The sequence below is a fragment of the Salipiger sp. CCB-MM3 genome (assembly GCF_001687105.1).
Taxonomy (GTDB): Bacteria; Pseudomonadota; Alphaproteobacteria; order Rhodobacterales; family Rhodobacteraceae; genus Salipiger.
Window position 1 is genome coordinate 2,635,046 of record NZ_CP014595.1, and the last position, 16,679, is coordinate 2,651,724.

The window sequence follows — 16,679 nt, forward strand, 5'->3', positions numbered from 1 at the left end:
AGCGATTATATCGTGCACGATAGATATGCGCGGCGCTGGATAAGTCAATCGCTTGAGAAAGGATCGCGCGCGATTTATATCTTGGGCATGACACTCGCCCCCCAAGACATGGTCTGTTTCTCGCTCTATTCCGCCGTGCATGCGCTGCAGCAGGCGTATCGCCCGCATTTGGAAAAGCTTGGGCTGACCTACCCGCAGTTTCTGGTGATGAGCGCGCTCTGGGCCGCCGAGGAGCCGCCGACCGTGGGCCTGCTGTCGCGGCAGCTGCAATTGGAATCGAGCACGCTGACACCGCTGCTGAAGCGGCTCGAGGGCATGGGGCTGGTCAGCCGCCGCCGCGACGAAAAGGACGAACGGCAGGTGCGCATCAGCCTCACCGAGCAGGGCGCGGCGATGGAGGCGCGCACCGCGCATATCGCGGGCTGCATCTCGGAGCAGTCGGGCATGAGCGTCGACGAGCTTTTGGCGCTGCGCGATCAGGTGAGCCGGCTGCGGGACAATCTGCGCGGGGCGTGAAGCGCCTTCAAAGGGCAGGGCGCATACCGAAAAAGCCGGCCCCAAGGGGACCGGCTTTCATGTTTTCGGGGCGGGGCTTTCGAGGCAGGGCTTTTCGAGCAAGCGCGATGCCCGCCGGTCCAGACGCCTAATTTAGACCTGTTCGACAGCCACACCGTCCTGCAGATCGAACGCGAGATAGCCCTTGATCTGCGAGGCTTCCGGCTTGGGATCGGTGTAGGAAAACACCGCATTGTCGTAGCTGCGGCTCTTCGAGGCGATATGGAAGTGCTCCGCGTCGCCAAGGGCGGCGCTGGTGCTGCGGTATCCGCTGGGCTCGAGGAAGGCCATGGCCACATCCTCGCGCGGGAAGTAGATGGTCTGGGGCTTGTCGCCCTCGGTCAGTTCGAGCGCGCGGCTGCTCTCGCCCAGAACGGCGCCCCCAGCGCGAATGACCCAAGTGCCCGTGGCCGGGCGCACGGCAATCTGTTTCAACATCATGTCTCTCCCGTTATCCGCCCATCATATACCAACGCCAGTGCGACAGTCCTGTGTCAAAGCGGCGCGCAGGCCGCTTCGAGCCAGTCCCGCACGGCGCCTGTGACAAGCGGAGCGATGCGTTCGAAAACCTCGGTGTGATAGGCGTTGAGCCAATCGCGTTCCGCGGCGGTCAGCAATCCCGTCTCGATCAGACGCCGGTCGATCGGCACCCAAGTCAGCGTTTCGAAGCGCAGCATAGAGGCCACGCTCTGGCCGGGAAGGGGGGATGCGGGTTCCACCGCGATGAGGTTCTCGATGCGGATACCATAACTTCCTTCCCGATAGAAGCCCGGCTCGTTGGAAAGGATCATTCCCGGCTCCAGCGGCACGGTGCCGGTGCGCGCGATGCGCTGCGGCCCTTCGTGCACCGACAGGTACGAGCCGACACCGTGCCCGGTGCCATGGCCGTAATCGAGCCCCGCTTCCCACAGGTGCATCCGCGCCAGAGCGTCGATGTCCCGCCCGGCCAGCCCCTTTGGGAAGCGCAGCCGCGACAGGCCGATCATCCCCTTGAGCACGCGGGTGAAGGCGGCGCGTTCCTCGTCGCCCACGGTGCCGATGGCCATAGTGCGGGTGATGTCGGTGGTGCCATCCACATATTGCCCGCCGCTGTCGATCAGCAGCAGCTCGCCCGCCTCGACGGTGCGGTTGGTCTCTTCGGTGACCCGGTAGTGCACGATGGCGCCATTGGGCCCGGCGCCCGAGATGGTCTCGAACGAGATGTCGCGCAGCGCGTTGGTGGCGCGGCGTTCCTCTTCGAGGGCTTTGACCGCGTCGATCTCGGTAAACGTGCCGGGGGTCTGGCTGTCGACCCAATGCAGAAAGCGCACCATGGCCGCGCCGTCGCGCAGATGCGCCTCGCGGGCGCCCTGCAGTTCTGCGGGGTTCTTGCGCGCCTTAGGCAGCAGGCAGGGATCGGCGGCCTCGATGATCTCGCGGCCCTCGAGCGCGTCCAGCACCGCAACCGGGCAGCTGGCCGGGTCGATCTGTACCGGGCCTTCCAGCGCCGCCAGCGCGGCGGCAAAGGTTTCGGGCGCCTGCACCTCCACCTTGGGGCCGAAGTGATCGCCCAGCCCGCTAAGCTTCTGCGCTGCCATGAAGAGCGTCACGCGCCCGCCCGTATGCAAGATCGCAAATCCATGCGGCACCGGGTTGCGCGCCACGTCCGAGCCGCGGATGTTGAGCAGCCACGCGAGACTGTCGGGCAGGGTGAGGACGCAGGCCGCCGCCTTGCCGAGACCTGCCGCCAGCCGGGCGATCTTGTCCTCATGCGCCTCGCCCGCCAGATCGACGGGCTGGGCAAAGACCGCACCCATGGGCGGCTCGGGCTGGTCGGCCCAGACCCGGTCCACAAGATTGTCGCAGCGGCGCAGGGTCACTGTGCCCAGACCGCGCTCCAGCGCGCGCATCTGATCGACCGAGAAGAGCCACGGATCGATCCCGACTCTGCCCCCCTCGGGCAGCGCCTCGGCGATCCATTCTGCAAGGCCGACCTCGGGCCAGTCCACCGGGGTGAACTCCGCCGCGACCTGCGCCTTGACCTGCACGCGGTAGCGCCCGTCGACAAAGACACCGGCCTTCTCCAGCAGCGCCGCGCAATAGCCGGCCGATCCGGTGAAGCCGGTGAGCCAGGCCAGCCGGTCGTCATGCGGCGCGACATATTCGCCCTGATGCGCATCGGCGCGCGGCACCAGAAAGCCGCTGAGACCTTCCTTGGCCAGTTCGCTGCGCAGCGCCGCCAGCCGCGGCGGACCCTGCTCGGGGGATGCGCTCTGCTCGAAAGTCTGGAACATGCGGCGGTCTCCTGAAGTCTTGTGCGGAAAAGAAATGAGGGGCGCTGCCCCTGTCGTCATCGCGCTTGCGCCGATGGCGCAAAATGGGGCGCCTGCCGGCCAATTCACCCCGGGATATTTATCCCAAGAGGAAGCCGTGGGCGGTCCTGCCTTCCTCTTGGTGTAAATATCCCGGGGAGCCCGAGGGGCTGGCCCCTCGGCCTTGGTACGGGCTCAGCCCGCGCGCTTGATGCCCATGACGCGCGCCCGGGCGCGCGGGTCGGAATCGAAGAGCGCAGCAAGCTGTTCGGTCATCGCGCCGGCCAGTTGTTCGACATCGGTGATGGTCACCGCGCGCTCGTAATAGCGCGTCACGTCGTGGCCGATGCCGATGGCCAGCAGCTCGACCTGCTTCTTGCGCTCGACCATGGCGATCACGTCGCGCAGGTGCTTCTCGAGGTAATTGGCCGGGTTCACCGAGAGCGTGGAATCATCCACCGGGGCACCGTCGGAGATCACCATGAGGATCTTGCGGGCCTCGGGGCGGTGCGCCATGCGGCGGTGCGCCCATTCCAGCGCCTCGCCGTCGATGTTCTCTTTCAGCAGGCCTTCTTTCATCATCAGCCCGAGGTTGTCGCGCACCCGGCGCCACGGGGCGTCGGCGCTCTTGTAGATGATATGGCGCAGGTCGTTGAGGCGTCCGGGCTGCTGCTCGCGGCCTTCGTTCAGCCATTTCTCGCGCGCCAGCCCGCCCTTCCACGCACGGGTGGTAAAGCCGAGGATCTCGACCTTGACGTTGCAGCGCTCCAGCGTGCGCGCCAGCACGTCGGCGCAGATCGCGGCGATGGAGATCGGGCGTCCGCGCATCGAGCCCGAGTTGTCGAGTAGCAGTGTCACCACCGTGTCGCGGAACTCCATGTCCTTCTCGACCTTAAACGACAGCGGCGTGGTCGGGTTGGCGACGACGCGGGCGAGGCGGCCCGCATCCAGCACGCCCTCTTCCTTGTCGAACTCCCACGAGCGGTTCTGCTGCGCCTGCAGGCGGCGCTGCAGCTTGTTGGCCAGCCGCGAGACCGCGCCTTTCAGCGGCTCGAGCTGCTGATCGAGATAGGCGCGCAGCCGTTCCAGCTCCTGCGCCTCGGCCAGTTCCTCGGCGGGGATTTCCTCGTCGTGGGTGGAATCAAAGACCTTATACTCGGGGTCGGCCTCGGAGACGGGCGCCGGGGCGGGCGGCTCCATCGGGGCTTCGCCCTCGGGCATCTCGGCTTCTTCGCCAAGTTCCTGATCGGCCATCTCGTCGGCGGACACCTGAGCTTGGCTCTGGTCCTGCGTCTGTTCCTGCGACTGTTCGGGCGAGGCTTCGGCCTCGTCGTCGTCCTGATCGTCCTGACCGGTGCTGTCGGGCTGCTGCTCTTCGTCCGAGCCGGGATCGGCCTCGTCCTCAGCCTCATCGTCGAGCTGATCGGGGTCCTCGCCCAGCTGATCGCCATAGCCGAGATCGGTGATCACCCGGCGGGCGAACCGGGCAAAGGCGGCCTGATCCGACAGCGTCTCCTGCAGGTCTTCGAGCGTGCCGCCGGCCTGTTCCTCGATAAAGCCGCGCCACAGTTCCATGACGTGGGCGGCATCTTTCGGCAGGTCGCGCCCGGTGGCGAGATGGCGGATGAGATAGCCCGCGGCGACCGGCAGCGGCGCCTCCGAGGCTTGGGTGATCTGGCCATAGCCGCGGCGCGCCGCCTCATGGCCGATCTTGGCGTCGATATTGCCCGCAGTGCCGGGCATGTCGCGCGCGCCCATCGCCTCGCAGCGGGCGGTTTCCATCGCCTCGTAAAGCTCGCGCGCGATGTCGCCCGGCGGGGCATAGCGGGCGTGGGTCGCGCCATCGTGGTAGCGCCGGTAGAGCGCCAGCGCGTCGGCGGTGCCGCGTGCCAGCAGCACCTCGTCCCGGCTCATCCGGCGCGACACCTGCGGCAGGCGCATGATGTCGCCGGAGACGCCCGAAGGGTCGACGGAATAGTTCACCGAAAGCTCGGGGTCGTCGGCCATGACCTTGGTGGCCTCGGCCAGCGCCTTCTTGAACGGATCTGCGGGGTTGTCGGTGTCGCGTGCCATGGGCACAGGTTTCGCGCCGGAGCGGGGAATTGGCAAGAGGGAAGGCGCGCGGAGCGCGCATCTTTCGCGCGCGCCCCGCAGCCGGAGGGTCAGCTGCCGCCCTGCAGCCCGGCACAGGCGGCGGCGCGGCGCTCGAAAAGCGCGGCGCTTTGCTGATCGCCCTTCAGCACCGAACGATAGAGCAGCCGCGCATCGGGCAGATCTTCGACGATGACCTCGCGCAATGTGCTGCGCGACAGACCCGCCGCGCGCGCCTGCGCCGCGAAGTCTCCGGCAAGCGCTTCGGTGGCCGGTGCAGTGCCGGCAAAGGCCGGATGGTCGCTGGCCTCCAGTGCAGCGCCCTGCCAGAGCGCGGCGCAGCGGGCGGCCGCCTCGCCTTGGGCCAGCGCGCCGGTGGACGGCTGGGCGAGGGCAGGGGCGGCACTCAGCAACAGAATCGCAAGGATAGGTTTCACAGCACGTCCCTCCCGGTGGCGAGGCGGGCGAGCAGATCCACATGCACGTCGAGCGCATCGATCACCCGGTAGCCCGGATCACGCGTGCCGTCGAAGGCGAGCCCAAGATCGGTGCCCGCCAGAACGATGGCTTCGGCCCCCTGTTCCACGACCATGCGGCGGCCCGCGTCGAAAAACAGCTGCCGGTCGGCCTCGCTGCAACGCCCCATCACGGCCATGTCCTGATAGCGCTGGCCGAGCGTCTCGGTTTCGGCGTCCAGCGCCACCGCCTCGGTGCGCGTGAGCTGACCGTAGAGCCGGGTGCGCATCACCACACGCGTGCCCAGAAGCCCGACGCGGGAAAGCCCCTCGGCGGCAAAGAACGCGTCCAGCGGCGCCACGGCAGAGACCAGCGGCAGCGGCGACAGCGCCCGCGTCTCGTCAAAGCAGAAATGCCCGCCGAGCGAGGTGATCGCGGCGCAATCGCAGCCAGCGTCCGCCAGCCGCCCCAGCAGCCGCGCATAGCTGTGTGCCTGCGCAGCGCGATCGTCGGCGAGATTGTTGCGGATCAGTTCCGACACATCCGCATGCACGATGGTCAATTCCAGCGGCTCGCCCATAGCGGCGACGGCGGCGGTCAGCCGCTGATAATAGACCAGCGTGGCGGCCACGCCGATGCCGCCGATCAGCCCGATATGCAGAGGTTTCCCCATGTTCTCCTCCCCTCGTCAAAAGGGCGCGGACCGAGATCGATCCGCGCCCCTGAAACTTCCTCTTGGCTCAAATATCCCGGGGGAGTCCGCGCAGCGGACGGGGGCAGAGCCCCCGCTCTCCGGGATCGTCGCCCGGCCTTACGCCAGCGACAGCGAGGCGGCGCTTTCCGGCAGTTCCTCGTCAAAGCAGCGCTGGTAGAACTCGGCCACGGTCTGGCGCTCGAGCTCGTCGCATTTGTTGAGGAACGACAGGCGGAAGGCATAGCCCACGTCGCGGAAGATCTCGGCGTTGGCGGCCCATGCGATTACCGTCCGCGGCGACATCACGGTCGACAGCTCGCCGTTCATGAAGGCGCGGCGGGTGAAATCGGCCACGGTGACCATCTGGCGGATGGTCTTGCGGCCCTTCTCGTTGTTGTAATGCGGCGCCTTGCTCAGCACGATGTTCACCTCGGCGTCGATGCTGAGGTAGTTCAGCGTCGCCACAAGGCTCCAGCGGTCCATCTGGCCTTGGTTGATCTGCTGGGTGCCGTGGTAAAGGCCGGTGGTGTCGCCAAGGCCAACGGTGTTGGCGGTGGCGAAGATGCGGAAATATTTGTGCGGCGTGATCACCTGGTTCTGGTCCAGAAGGGTGAGCTTGCCGTCGGTCTCCAGCACGCGCTGGATCACGAACATCACGTCGGCGCGGCCCGCGTCATATTCGTCGAAGACGATGGCGGTGGGGTTGCGCAGCGCCCACGGAAGGATGCCTTCCTGGAACTGGGTGACCTGCTTGCCGTCCACCAGCTTGATCGCGTCCTTGCCGATGAGGTCGATCCGGGAGATGTGGCTGTCGAGGTTGACGCGCACGCAGGGCCAGTTGAGGCGGGCGGCGACCTGTTCGATGTGGGTCGACTTGCCGGTGCCGTGGTAGCCCTGAATCATCACGCGGCGGTTGTTGCGGAAACCCGCGAGGATCGCCAGCGTGGTGTCGGGGTCGAACTTATAGGTGCTGTCGACGTCGGGAACGCGGTCGCTGTTCTCGGGGAAGCCGTGCACCACCATGTCCGTGTCGATGCCGAACACCTCGCGGACCGAAATCTCCTCGGTGGGTTTCGCATTGATGTCGATCGTGCCATCCGCCATGGTTCTGCCCTTGTCCGGTCGTTAAGAAAACTTGCGCACCGTCGTGCCCCATATCGATGGCAAGGGCAAGGGGGCTGCGCGGGCTTTGCGCACCGCCATGAAAATGCCCTGCGATAGTGTTTGCGTGGGCGGCATTCGGCGCATTAGGCTGCCGAAGATAGCAAAAGCAGACAGGCATATTTCTTGGCGAGTTCTCCGCATCCTGACATCGAGGATCTGATTGCGCGCGTGGCGATGGCCGACCGGGCCGCCTTTGCGACGCTCTACGAGCGGACCTCGGCGAAACTCTTCGGCGTCTGTCTGCGTGTCTTGCAGGACAGGGCGCAAGCTGAAGAGGCGCTGCAGGACACCTACGTGAAGATCTGGACACATGCCGGCAAGTATCGGGTCAACGGCTATTCTCCGATGACTTGGCTGATCACCCTGGCGCGCAATGCTGCTGTCGACCGTCGCCGCCGCCGCGATGCGGGCAAGCCGGTCGAGCCCATCGAGATAGACGAACGTCTGGCCGATCCCGGTCCTGGTCCGGCCCAGCAGGCCGAGGCGCGGGGCGAGGCGCAGGCGCTGGCCCTATGCATGGGAGAGCTGCCGCCGGATCGCGCCGAGATGGTGCGCCGCGCCTATCTCGAAGGCGCAACCTATGCCGAGCTTTCCGAAGCCACCGGAGTGAAGCTCAACACCGTAAGAACATGGCTGCGCCGCAGCCTGATGAGCCTGAGGGAGTGCCTGAGCCGATGACCGGGCCGCAGCAACAGGATCTGCCGGGAGGCGCCGAAGCCTCTGCGGCGGAATACGTCCTCGGGCTTTTGCCCGAGGCCGAGCTGCGCGCGTTCGAAACTCAGCTGGCGCGGGACCCGGACCTGCAACAAGATGTGGCCACATGGCGCGAATATTTCGTTGCGCTCACCGATCCGATCACCGAAGAGACGCCGCGGGCGGAGATTTTCCGCCTGATCGAGGCGCGGCTCTATGGCGCGGCCAAGCCCGCGCCGCGCGGGCTCTGGCGACAGCTGATGCCCTATGTGCTGGGCGCGGTGGCCGCCGCGGCGATTGCATGGGCGGCGATGGTCTCGGGTCTGCTGACCATCGGCGAGCCCGAGCCGCATCTTTATGCCGATCTGGTGGCGGGCGAGCAGGGGCTTCAGCTTCTGGCGCATTACGCGCCCGACAGCGGCACCTTCATGGTGCGGCGCGACGCAGGCGATTACCCGGCGGACCGCAGCCTCGAGGTCTGGCTGCTGTCCGATGCCGAGCAGGCGCCGGTGTCGATCGGTCTGGTGGATCGCGAGGGGCTGACCGAGATCCCGCTCGCCTCCGAGATCGCGGTGCAGCTTGCCGGAGCCACCATCGCCCTGTCCGAAGAGCCCGCGGGCGGCTCTCCGACCGGGCTGCCAACCGGGCCGGTGATCGCGCTGGGGCAATTGGCGCCGCGCGGCTGACAGGGCAGCTTTCTGGGCGGCTCACAGCGGCGTTATCTTAACTTTTGAAACTCTTGCGCGCATTGCTGCGTGGCTTCTTCCGACCCCGACATTCAGGGGCTTGAGGAGGAGAAAAGAGATGACGAGTAAAATTTTTGCAGCCGCACTGATTGCCCTGCCGCTGGCGGGGGCTGCGGTCGCCGCCGAGAACCCGATGGTCGGCGGCGCCGCCATGTATCCCGACAAGACGATTGTCGAGAACGCGGTCAACTCGGCGGATCATGAAACGCTGGTGGCCGCGGTGAAACAGGCCGGACTGGTCGACACGCTTAATTCCGCGGGGCCGTTCACCGTCTTCGCGCCGACCGACGCGGCTTTCGACAAGATCTCGGACGAGAGCCTGTCGCAGCTGATGATGGATCAGCACAAAGAGCAACTGGCGAAGATCCTGACGTGCCATGTGGTCGCCACCAACGCTCTGTCCGACGCGATCGCCGGGATGATCGCCGATGACGGCGGCATGCATCCGGTGCCCACAGTGGGCGGCTGCACGCTGCAGGCCAAGATGGAGGGCGGCACGATCACCCTGACCGACGAGCAGGGCCGGACCGCCAATGTCACAATCGCGGATGTGCGCCAGTCCAACGGCGTCATCCACGTCATCGACCGGGTGCTTCTGCCGGCGATGTAAAGAGATCCCGTTCGGTTGCCAGCCCCACCGCGAAAGCGGGGCGGCCGGGCGGGGGCCGCGCTGCCGCGGAGCGGAATTGTGTGAGTATCTACGTTTCCGTATCCGCCTCCCCGGCGGCGCGTTGCTCCCGGCTTGACCCTGGTCAGGCCGGGAGCGCATGTTTCGGGGCAGGAGGAGAAGGAGGAGGAGACCTATGCGACGCAGGGGATTTCTGGCTGTGCTCGCCGCCGTCTTGGGCGTCGGGCAGGCGGGGCGCGCTGGCGCGGGCTTTGAGGTGTCGCGCAGCGCGGAGGCTTGGCGCGCGCGGCTCAGCGATGCGGAATACCGGGTCATGCGCGAGGCCGGGACCGAGCGGGCCTATAGCTCGCCGCTGAACAACGAACGGCGGGCGGGCACCTATCTGTGCAAGGGCTGCGATCTGCCGCTCTACAGTTCCACGACCAAATTCAACAGCGGCACCGGCTGGCCCAGCTTCTATGAGGCGCTGCCCGGAGCGATCGGCACCCAGCGCGACCGCTCGCTTTTCATGACGCGCACCGAATGCCACTGCAGTCGCTGCGGCTCGCATCTGGGCCATGTGTTCGATGACGGGCCGCCGCCGACGGGCAAGCGCCACTGCATCAACGGCATCGCGCTGCGCTTCCGCGCTGGTTGAAGGGATCGCGAGAGAGGAGTGGGCCTGCACGACCGGGGGAGGGGCATGCAGGCCCTTTGGTGGTACGTGTGTGCCCACGACAGGGAGCTCGGGCCACATGTGCCAGCGTCGCAATTCCGCTGACACCTGAAACGTGACACAACTCTAAGATTATTGTCAAATGAAACACACCAATAAGTTGTTAAAACTTTCCGCTACGGCAATCTGCATGTTCTGAAGGCGCCTAGACCAAAGAAAAACACCCCCCGAAGCAGGCTTCGAAGGGTGTTGTTCTGGGAAACTGCCGCGGCCTTACTTGAAGTTGCGGCTTTCCTTGATCTGGTCCCACGCCCAGACGACTTCCTGCAGCTGCTCTTCCTGAGAGCGGTCGCCGCCGTTCATGTCGGGGTGCAGCACTTTGATCAGCTTCTTGTACGCCTTGCGCACTTCGGCCTTGGTCTCGGCGGTCTCAACCTCGAGGATCTCCAGCGCGCGCTTCTCGGTCGGGGGCAGACGGCGGCCACCGCCCGGAGCCTTGCGGCCGGGGTTGCGGGTGGCGTTGTCGCCCAGCACCTGATGCGCGTCCTCAATGCCAAGCCGCGCCCATGCGCGTTGCTCGGGGTCGCGGTAATCCTTGGTCCTGCGCTCCCACACCTTGTCGGCGCTCTGCTGCGCGTTCATCTCGGCTTCGGTCTTGCCGTCGAAGAACGACCATTTCTGATTGTACTCGCGCACGTGGTCCTTGCAGAACCAGTAGAATTCATCAAGCACGTCCGGTGCCTTCGGAGCGCGGAACTTGCCCGGCTCCTGACAGCCCTCGTGTTCGCACACGCGGGTGGAGGTTTCCTGTTCGCCGGTCATGCCACGCCGGCCACGCGGGTTCTTCTTCTTGGCCGACTTAATCGACATGTCGAAACCGAAGGGGTCGGGTCTGCTCATGGTCTCACCTTTTCGACTCGGACGAGGGAGTTTAGACAATCCTGACCGAACTTGAAGAGGCAGGAGCCAAAAATGTCGCGAGCGAAACTGATCGAGAGCCGGTTGCAGGATGCGTTCGATCCGGCCGAGCTGGAGGTCCTGGACGAAAGCCAGAAACACGTGGGTCATAGTGGCTATCAAGAGGGCGGTGAAAGCCATTTCCACGTGCGGATGCGGGCTGCCGAACTCGGCGGAATGACGCGCATCCAGCGCCACCGCGCCGTGCATGCCGCGCTTGGCGAGGACCTCGTGGCGGCGATCCATGCGCTGTCGCTGGATCTGCAGGGCTGACGCGGCTTTAGCTGGCGCGGTCGGGGTCGCGGTCGTCGTTGCCGGGCACCGGCGTCAGCTTCTCGACTGCCGTAGCGGGGGGCGTGATGGGGGTCACCACCGGGCCGCCACTCCCAGCAACCGGCGCAGCATCTGGCGCAGCCTCGTGCTGAACGGCGACGCTTTGCGGCGCTGCCGGAACCGGGCGTGAGAACACCAGCACTGTGCGCCAGACGGTCTGGCTTGACGTCAGGCCGCTGCGCTCTTCGCTCGGCAGGGTGTCGGCGCGGATGTAGTCCCAGCCCTGCTCGGCCATCTCGTTGAGCAGCCGGCTCATGGCCGCGGCAAACTTCGCCTCGGCGCCCTTGATGGCCTTGGCTTTCTCACCCTTGGTGGGGGCCGGGATCACCTTGTATTCGTGGGTCTTCATCTCGGCTCGATCCCTCTGAACAAACGTTAACCAATGTCACTCAAGGGGTAAGGCGCGCGGGCCTGCAAGTAAAGGCCAGTGGGATTTGTTCGAGGCGGCGTTGGGGGCCGGGGGCTTGCCGCGGCGGCGGCAAAAAAATTGCCGGGAGCAGGTTGCCCTGCATCCCGGCGGCGTCATGAAACTCGGGTTGAAAAAGCCCGAAACGAATAATTTGATCCCGCAACCCCGATAAATGCTGGGAACGGAGAAGGCGGCTCACGGACCACCAACATCCAATCCAGCTAGAGCGGCCAAACGCCCTGACCAGAGGGAAAAGTCATTTGCAACTCAGGGCTGTAGCTGGCTCTCGCAGGCATCCTGTTAGCGCCGTTTCGGCAGGCGAACCGCCAGCACGATGCCGCCCAGCACTAGCCCCCAGACCGCCGCGCCAAGCCCCCAGAGGGTGATCCCCGATGCGGTGGCAAGGAAGGTCACTGCGGCGGCCTCGCGGCTTTCCTCGGCCTGCAGCGCGCCTTGCGCCGAGGCGGCAAAGACCGGCAGCAGCGCGACGCCCGCCAGCACCTGCAGCGTCATGGCGGGGGCAAGCGCGGCCACGGCGGTGACCGCCACCGCGAAGAGGCCGAAGATGGCATAGAACACGCCCGCCATCACCGCCGACCAGTAGCGCCGCGCGGGGTCGGGGTGGCTGTCGGCGTTCGAGCACATGCTGGCGGTGATCGCCGCGAGGCAGGTGGCGGGGTTGCCGAAAGGCGCAGTCAGCAGCGAGATGCCACCAACGCCCGCCAGCAGCGGACCCGGCGGCGGCGTGTAGCCAAAGCTGCGTAGCACCGCGACTGCCGGAATGTTCTGCGTGGCCATGGTGACGATGAAAAGCGGCAGGCCAAGGCCGAGCACCGCCTCGAGCGAGAACACCGGGGTGACCCAGACCGGATGGCTCAGCCACGGCCCGCTCATCGGCAGCGAGAAGTCATGCGCCCAAAGGGTCACGCCAAGCGCGGCCAGCACGGCGGCAGGCACGGCAAGGATGCGCTTGATGCGACCGACGAGGAACCAGCTGAGCAAGATCGGCAGCGCCACCTCGGGCGCATCCACCAGCGCGCGGAAGGGGGCCATACAGAGCCCCGCCAGAACACCGGCAAGCATCGCCTGCGCCAGCGCGGTGGGAACCGAGGTCACCAGCCGCGCCAGCGCGGGCCAGAGCCCGGCGAGCGCGATCAGCCCGCCCGCGACGACGAAGGCGGCCACGGCCCCCGGAAACCCGTCGGCCAGCGGCTGCGATGCCGCCAAAAGCGCCACGGCAGGCGTCGACCATGCGCAAGAGACCGGCTCGCGCCGCCACCACGCCAGCACGATGCCCGCGATGGCCATGGAGAGCGCGGCTGCGGCGAGGCCAGCGCCTGCCTGATCGGGGGTGGCTCCCACAGCCGACAGCCCCTGCAGCACGATGGGGAAGGAACTGAACACCCCGACGATCGCCACCATTGCTCCGGTCGTCACGTTCTGCAGGTCGGGTCCGGGTCGGCGCATGAGGGGATCCTTACGTTGGGGCGTCATTCGCCCATAGGCAGAGCGCCGAGGAAGTGCAAGTCGCGGCGGCTTGCAAGGGCATACGGTCATGTATTAGGTAACGTTATAACGTATCGAAATGAGGTTTGTGCATGGCACGTCAGCATTTAGGAAATCTCGGTGCCCCGGCCAATCGCCGCCGCGAGGGCGATCCGATGTCGGCCTTTGACCGTCTGCCGCCGGATCTGCGCGCGTGGCTCTGCACGGCGGCGCTGCCATGGTCGCCGCGTTCGGCGCTGCGGGCGTGGCGCAGAGCGCTGCAGGACACGGGCTGCGCCGAGGCGGCGGCGGCACGGCTCACCGCCATCGAGGCCGGGCAATTGGCACGGCAGGCACCGCGCGTATGGGGCGCCTTGTAGGGACAGGCTTGGGGAGCCCCTTGGGGTCTTGGGGCAGGGACAAAGAGATCGGGCGCGCCAAGCTGGCGCGCCCGCTTGCTTGCGCCGAAGGAAGGCTCAGGCCGCCGCCTCTGCCTTTTTCTCCCACGCGAATTTCTGCATCACCGCGTCCACCGGCGTCTCGGCGAGGTGGTTGGTGTAATTCGACATCACCTTCTGCGCCACGCCAAGGATCACTTCGAGGATGTGCTGGCGGGTGAAGCCTGCCTGCAGGAACGCCTCGACCTGCGCCGCGCTCAGATCGCCGCGCTGGCGCACCACTTGCAGCGTGAAGCTCCGCAGCGCTTCGAGCCGTGCATTGGGCAGGGGCGTCTCGTCGCGCAGCGCCTCGGTGATCGCGTCATCCACCTTCATCATCTTGGCGATGCCGGTGTGGGCGGGCACGCAGTAGTGGCACTCATGCTCGACGTTGATCGTCTGCCAGACCACGGTGATCTCATCCTTGTCGAAGCTGGTGGCCTCGCCAAAGAGCCGGTGCAGATGCTTGTAGCCGTCGAGCAGCGCCGGGGCCTCGGCCATCACCGCGTGCAGACCGGGCAGCCGGCCAAAGCTGCGGTTCGAATCCTCGAGCAGGGGGCGGCTGGCCTCGGGGGCGCTTTCGAGCGTGTGGATGGTGAAGTCGGTCATGGGGATCCTCCGATTCTTGAGCGATTGCTCAAATTCATGCGGAAGGCTTAGCTTTACCTGAGCGATCACTCAAGATATATTTTGAGCAATCACTCAAGTGAGCGGAAAGGAGCGCGCCCGCGCAATGGCAAGACAGGCACGGCATGACCGGCAAGAGGTGCTGGAGAAGGCGCTCGCGCTGTTCTGGGCAAAGGGGTATCACGCCACCTCCCTGAAGGATCTCGAAGCGGCGCTCGACATGCGACCGGGCTCGATCTACGCGGCTTTCGGGTCGAAAGAGGCGCTCTTTGCCGAGGCCTTGCGGCTGTATGCGCAAAGCTCGAAGGCGCAGTTTCAGGACATGATGGCGCGCGGCCCGACGCCGCTTGCCGCGCTGGCGGGGCATGTGCGCAGCCTCGGCTGTCCCGAGGCGCGGCAGGCTCCGTCGCGCGCTTGCATGCTGGTCAAAACGCTGCTGGAAACGCCCGACGATGATCCGGGGCTGCGGGCCGAGACCGAGGAACTGATGCGCCGCATGGAGGCAGCTTTCGCCGAGGTTTACCGTGATGCGCAGCGGGTGGGGCAACTGCCCGCCGGGGCCGATCCCGAGCGGCTGGCGAGCCGCCTGCAGGCCGAGATTTTTGGCCTGCGTGCCTATGCGCAGCGCACCGACTCGCAGGCGCGTGTGGCGCAGCTGGCCGAGGACATCGCCGGAGATATCGAGGCGTTGGCAACGGGCTGAACAATCGGGCAAAATGGCGGCGCCATCGGCGAAGCCTCGCCCATCTTGACGCTGGGTAATTGCTGCCGCGCAGAAAAGTGCCAAATAAGCGGTCAAAGACATGCAGTTTCCGGAGCCTCCTATGTCCGATGACACTCTTGATCGCCGCGCTTTCCTCGCATCCGCCCTCGGTGCAGGGGCCTTTTGCCTCCTGCCGGAACTGGCCCGCGCACAGGGCGGCGCCATCGCATCGGGCATCCCGCTGGGGCCGCCCGAGAGCTTCAGCTTCGAGCGGCTGAAGGAACTGGCGGGCAATCTGGCGAAAGAGAATTTCACCCCGATGGCAGTGCCCGACCGCGAGATCCTGCAGCAGATCGACTATGACGCCCACGGCGCGATCAGCTTCCGCAAGGAAAAGGCGCTTTGGGCCGATCAGGGCAACGCGCAGCCGGTGCGCTTCTTCTTTCCGGGCCGCTATTTCCCCGAGCCGGTGCATGTGTATGCGCTTGAAAACGGCACCGCGCGCGAGGTGCCATTCTCGCGCGATCTCTTCGACATTCCCGTCGGCAACCCGGCCAACCGGCTGGAAAAGACCGAAGGTTTTGCCGGTTTCGCGGTGCAGGATCCCAAAGAGCGGCTCGATTGGATGGCCTTTCTCGGCGCGTCCTACTGGCGCACGGCGGGCTATTCGGGGCAGTTCGGCCTGTCGGTGCGCGGGCTGGCCATGGATACGGCGATCCCCGATGGCCCCGAAGAATTCCCGCGCTTCACCCGCTTCTGGCTGGAGCAGGGCGAGGGCGGCGCGCTGACCACCTATGCGCTGCTTGAAAGCCCGCGCGCCACCGGCGCCTATCGCATCGCCTCGCGCCGCGACAACGGGGTAATCCAAGACGTCTCTGCCGAGGTTTTCCTGCGCGGCGATGTAGAGCGGCTGGGGCTGGCGCCGCTGACCTCGATGTATTGGTATGGCAAGCCTGACCGCCATATCGCCGCCGACTGGCGCCCCGAGGTACATGACAGCGACGGGCTGGAGATTCATTTGGGCAATGGCGAGCGTATTTGGCGCCCCTTGGGCAACCCGCCGCGGGTGATGGCCAACAGCTTTGGTACCACCGATCCCGCGGGCTTTGGCCTGATGCAGCGCGAGCGGGAGTTCGAGCAATATCAGGATGATGGCGTGTTCTACGAGCGCCGCGCCTCGGCATGGGTGGCGCCCAAGGCCGGATGGGGCGAGGGCGCGGTGACGCTCATTGAGTTGCCCACCGACGACGAGATCCACGACAATATCGTCGCCTTCTGGACCCCCTCCGAGGCGGCGGTGGCGGGCGGCTCGTTCAGCTTCGAGTACCAGCTGACATGGCTCGAGGATTGCCCGGTGCCGCCGCGCAGCGCGCGCTTCCGCGCCGTGCGGATCGGTCGCGGCGGCATTCCCGGCCAGCCGCGTCCGGCGGACACGGTCAAGATCGTCTGCGATTTCGAGCCCATGGGCATGGAGGGGATTGAGCGCGGCCCCGAAACCCTGCCGGTGGTCAGTGCCTCGCGCGGCGAGATCTCGGGCGAGGCGGCCTATCAGGTGGTCGATGCCGAGAACTGGCGCGCGATGTTCGACCTCGATTTCTCGGCGCTGGAAGAGGGCGACGACGAGCCCATCGACATGCGGGTCTATGTGGCGCATGAGGGCGAGGCGAAGACCGAGACGATGATCATGCAACTCTTCCCCAGCCAGTTGCGCGCGCTTCTCGCTGCAACCGGCTGAGGCGAGCTTGCGATGCGCCT

19 protein-coding genes are annotated in these 16,679 nt (G+C 66.2%); 9 read left to right on the forward strand and 10 right to left on the reverse strand.

Annotated elements, in window-relative coordinates:
- Nucleotides 1-87: 87 nt before the first annotated feature.
- A complete protein-coding gene (locus AYJ57_RS12660) occupies nucleotides 88-516 on the forward strand; it encodes a MarR family winged helix-turn-helix transcriptional regulator (RefSeq protein WP_066107066.1) in 429 nt (142 codons plus the stop codon).
- Between the two features lie 132 nt (nucleotides 517-648).
- On the opposite strand, the gene AYJ57_RS12665 is transcribed toward AYJ57_RS12660, so the two are convergent.
- The 6 genes from AYJ57_RS12665 to cobS form a co-directional block, all read right to left on the reverse strand.
- A complete protein-coding gene (locus AYJ57_RS12665; RefSeq protein ID WP_066105811.1) occupies nucleotides 649-993 on the reverse strand; it encodes a DUF427 domain-containing protein in 345 nt (114 codons plus the stop codon).
- A 56-nt stretch (nucleotides 994-1,049) separates the two neighbouring features.
- Nucleotides 1,050-2,828, reverse strand: coding sequence for an aminopeptidase P family protein (locus tag AYJ57_RS12670; protein WP_066105813.1), 1,779 nt, complete (start codon nucleotides 2,826-2,828; stop codon nucleotides 1,050-1,052).
- A gap of 213 nt (nucleotides 2,829-3,041) precedes the next feature.
- Entirely contained in the window at nucleotides 3,042-4,919 is a 1,878-nt protein-coding gene (gene cobT / locus AYJ57_RS12675; RefSeq protein ID WP_066105815.1) for a cobaltochelatase subunit CobT, read from the reverse strand.
- Between the two features lie 89 nt (nucleotides 4,920-5,008).
- Nucleotides 5,009-5,374 carry a hypothetical protein gene (locus AYJ57_RS12680; RefSeq protein WP_066105817.1) on the reverse strand — a complete coding sequence of 122 codons (366 nt, stop codon included), beginning with the start codon at nucleotides 5,372-5,374 and terminating at the stop codon, nucleotides 5,009-5,011.
- Complete coding sequence (locus AYJ57_RS12685; protein WP_066107068.1) at nucleotides 5,371-6,054, reverse strand: aspartate/glutamate racemase family protein; 684 nt, start codon at nucleotides 6,052-6,054, stop codon at nucleotides 5,371-5,373. The genes AYJ57_RS12680 and AYJ57_RS12685 overlap by 4 nt, the downstream gene beginning before the upstream one ends.
- A 150-nt stretch (nucleotides 6,055-6,204) precedes the next feature.
- On the reverse strand, nucleotides 6,205-7,191 hold the full coding sequence (gene cobS, locus AYJ57_RS12690; protein WP_066105820.1) for a cobaltochelatase subunit CobS: 987 nt from the start codon (nucleotides 7,189-7,191) through the stop codon (nucleotides 6,205-6,207).
- Nucleotides 7,192-7,425: 234 nt separating this feature from the next.
- Between cobS and AYJ57_RS12695 the strand changes: the two genes are divergently transcribed.
- The 4 genes from AYJ57_RS12695 to msrB all read left to right on the forward strand — a co-directional run bounded on the left by AYJ57_RS12695 (nucleotide 7,426) and on the right by msrB (nucleotide 9,955).
- Complete coding sequence (locus AYJ57_RS12695; protein WP_066107070.1) at nucleotides 7,426-7,929, forward strand: sigma-70 family RNA polymerase sigma factor; 504 nt, start codon at nucleotides 7,426-7,428, stop codon at nucleotides 7,927-7,929.
- Nucleotides 7,914-8,630: an anti-sigma factor gene (locus AYJ57_RS12700; protein WP_237220153.1), complete on the forward strand. Its 717-nt coding sequence runs from the start codon at nucleotides 7,914-7,916 to the stop codon at nucleotides 8,628-8,630. The genes AYJ57_RS12695 and AYJ57_RS12700 overlap by 16 nt, the downstream gene beginning before the upstream one ends.
- A gap of 118 nt (nucleotides 8,631-8,748) precedes the next feature.
- A complete protein-coding gene (locus tag AYJ57_RS12705; RefSeq protein WP_066105826.1) occupies nucleotides 8,749-9,300 on the forward strand; it encodes a fasciclin domain-containing protein in 552 nt (183 codons plus the stop codon).
- A gap of 193 nt (nucleotides 9,301-9,493) precedes the next feature.
- Nucleotides 9,494-9,955, forward strand: coding sequence for a peptide-methionine (R)-S-oxide reductase MsrB (gene msrB, locus AYJ57_RS12710; RefSeq protein ID WP_066105829.1), 462 nt, complete (start codon nucleotides 9,494-9,496; stop codon nucleotides 9,953-9,955).
- A gap of 291 nt (nucleotides 9,956-10,246) precedes the next feature.
- Here the strand turns inward: msrB and AYJ57_RS12715 are convergent, their stop codons facing one another.
- Nucleotides 10,247-10,873: a DnaJ domain-containing protein gene (locus tag AYJ57_RS12715; protein ID WP_066105832.1), complete on the reverse strand. Its 627-nt coding sequence runs from the start codon at nucleotides 10,871-10,873 to the stop codon at nucleotides 10,247-10,249.
- Nucleotides 10,874-10,945: 72 nt separating this feature from the next.
- Here AYJ57_RS12715 and AYJ57_RS12720 point away from each other — a divergent pair, with 72 nt between their 5' ends.
- Nucleotides 10,946-11,203, forward strand: coding sequence for a BolA family protein (locus tag AYJ57_RS12720; RefSeq protein ID WP_066105835.1), 258 nt, complete (start codon nucleotides 10,946-10,948; stop codon nucleotides 11,201-11,203).
- 7 nt (nucleotides 11,204-11,210) lie between these two features.
- Here AYJ57_RS12720 and AYJ57_RS12725 read toward each other — a convergent pair whose 3' ends face one another.
- Nucleotides 11,211-11,612 carry a DUF4177 domain-containing protein gene (locus AYJ57_RS12725; RefSeq protein ID WP_066105838.1) on the reverse strand — a complete coding sequence of 134 codons (402 nt, stop codon included), beginning with the start codon at nucleotides 11,610-11,612 and terminating at the stop codon, nucleotides 11,211-11,213.
- 360 nt (nucleotides 11,613-11,972) lie between these two features.
- Nucleotides 11,973-13,139 carry a benzoate/H(+) symporter BenE family transporter gene (locus tag AYJ57_RS12730; RefSeq protein WP_066105841.1) on the reverse strand — a complete coding sequence of 389 codons (1,167 nt, stop codon included), beginning with the start codon at nucleotides 13,137-13,139 and terminating at the stop codon, nucleotides 11,973-11,975.
- A 131-nt stretch (nucleotides 13,140-13,270) separates the two neighbouring features.
- Between AYJ57_RS12730 and AYJ57_RS12735 the strand changes: the two genes are divergently transcribed.
- Nucleotides 13,271-13,537, forward strand: a complete 267-nt coding sequence (locus AYJ57_RS12735; RefSeq protein WP_066105843.1) for a DUF6525 family protein — start codon at nucleotides 13,271-13,273, stop codon at nucleotides 13,535-13,537.
- Between the two features lie 96 nt (nucleotides 13,538-13,633).
- Here the strand turns inward: AYJ57_RS12735 and AYJ57_RS12740 are convergent, their stop codons facing one another.
- Nucleotides 13,634-14,203, reverse strand: a complete 570-nt coding sequence (locus AYJ57_RS12740) for a carboxymuconolactone decarboxylase family protein (RefSeq protein WP_066105846.1) — start codon at nucleotides 14,201-14,203, stop codon at nucleotides 13,634-13,636.
- A gap of 124 nt (nucleotides 14,204-14,327) precedes the next feature.
- On the opposite strand from AYJ57_RS12740, the gene AYJ57_RS12745 reads away from it, so the two are divergent.
- Nucleotides 14,328-14,924 carry a TetR/AcrR family transcriptional regulator gene (locus tag AYJ57_RS12745; protein WP_066105848.1) on the forward strand — a complete coding sequence of 199 codons (597 nt, stop codon included), beginning with the start codon at nucleotides 14,328-14,330 and terminating at the stop codon, nucleotides 14,922-14,924.
- A gap of 121 nt (nucleotides 14,925-15,045) precedes the next feature.
- Complete coding sequence (locus AYJ57_RS12750) at nucleotides 15,046-16,659, forward strand: glucan biosynthesis protein (protein WP_066105851.1); 1,614 nt, start codon at nucleotides 15,046-15,048, stop codon at nucleotides 16,657-16,659.
- Nucleotides 16,660-16,679: the final 20 nt, after the last annotated feature.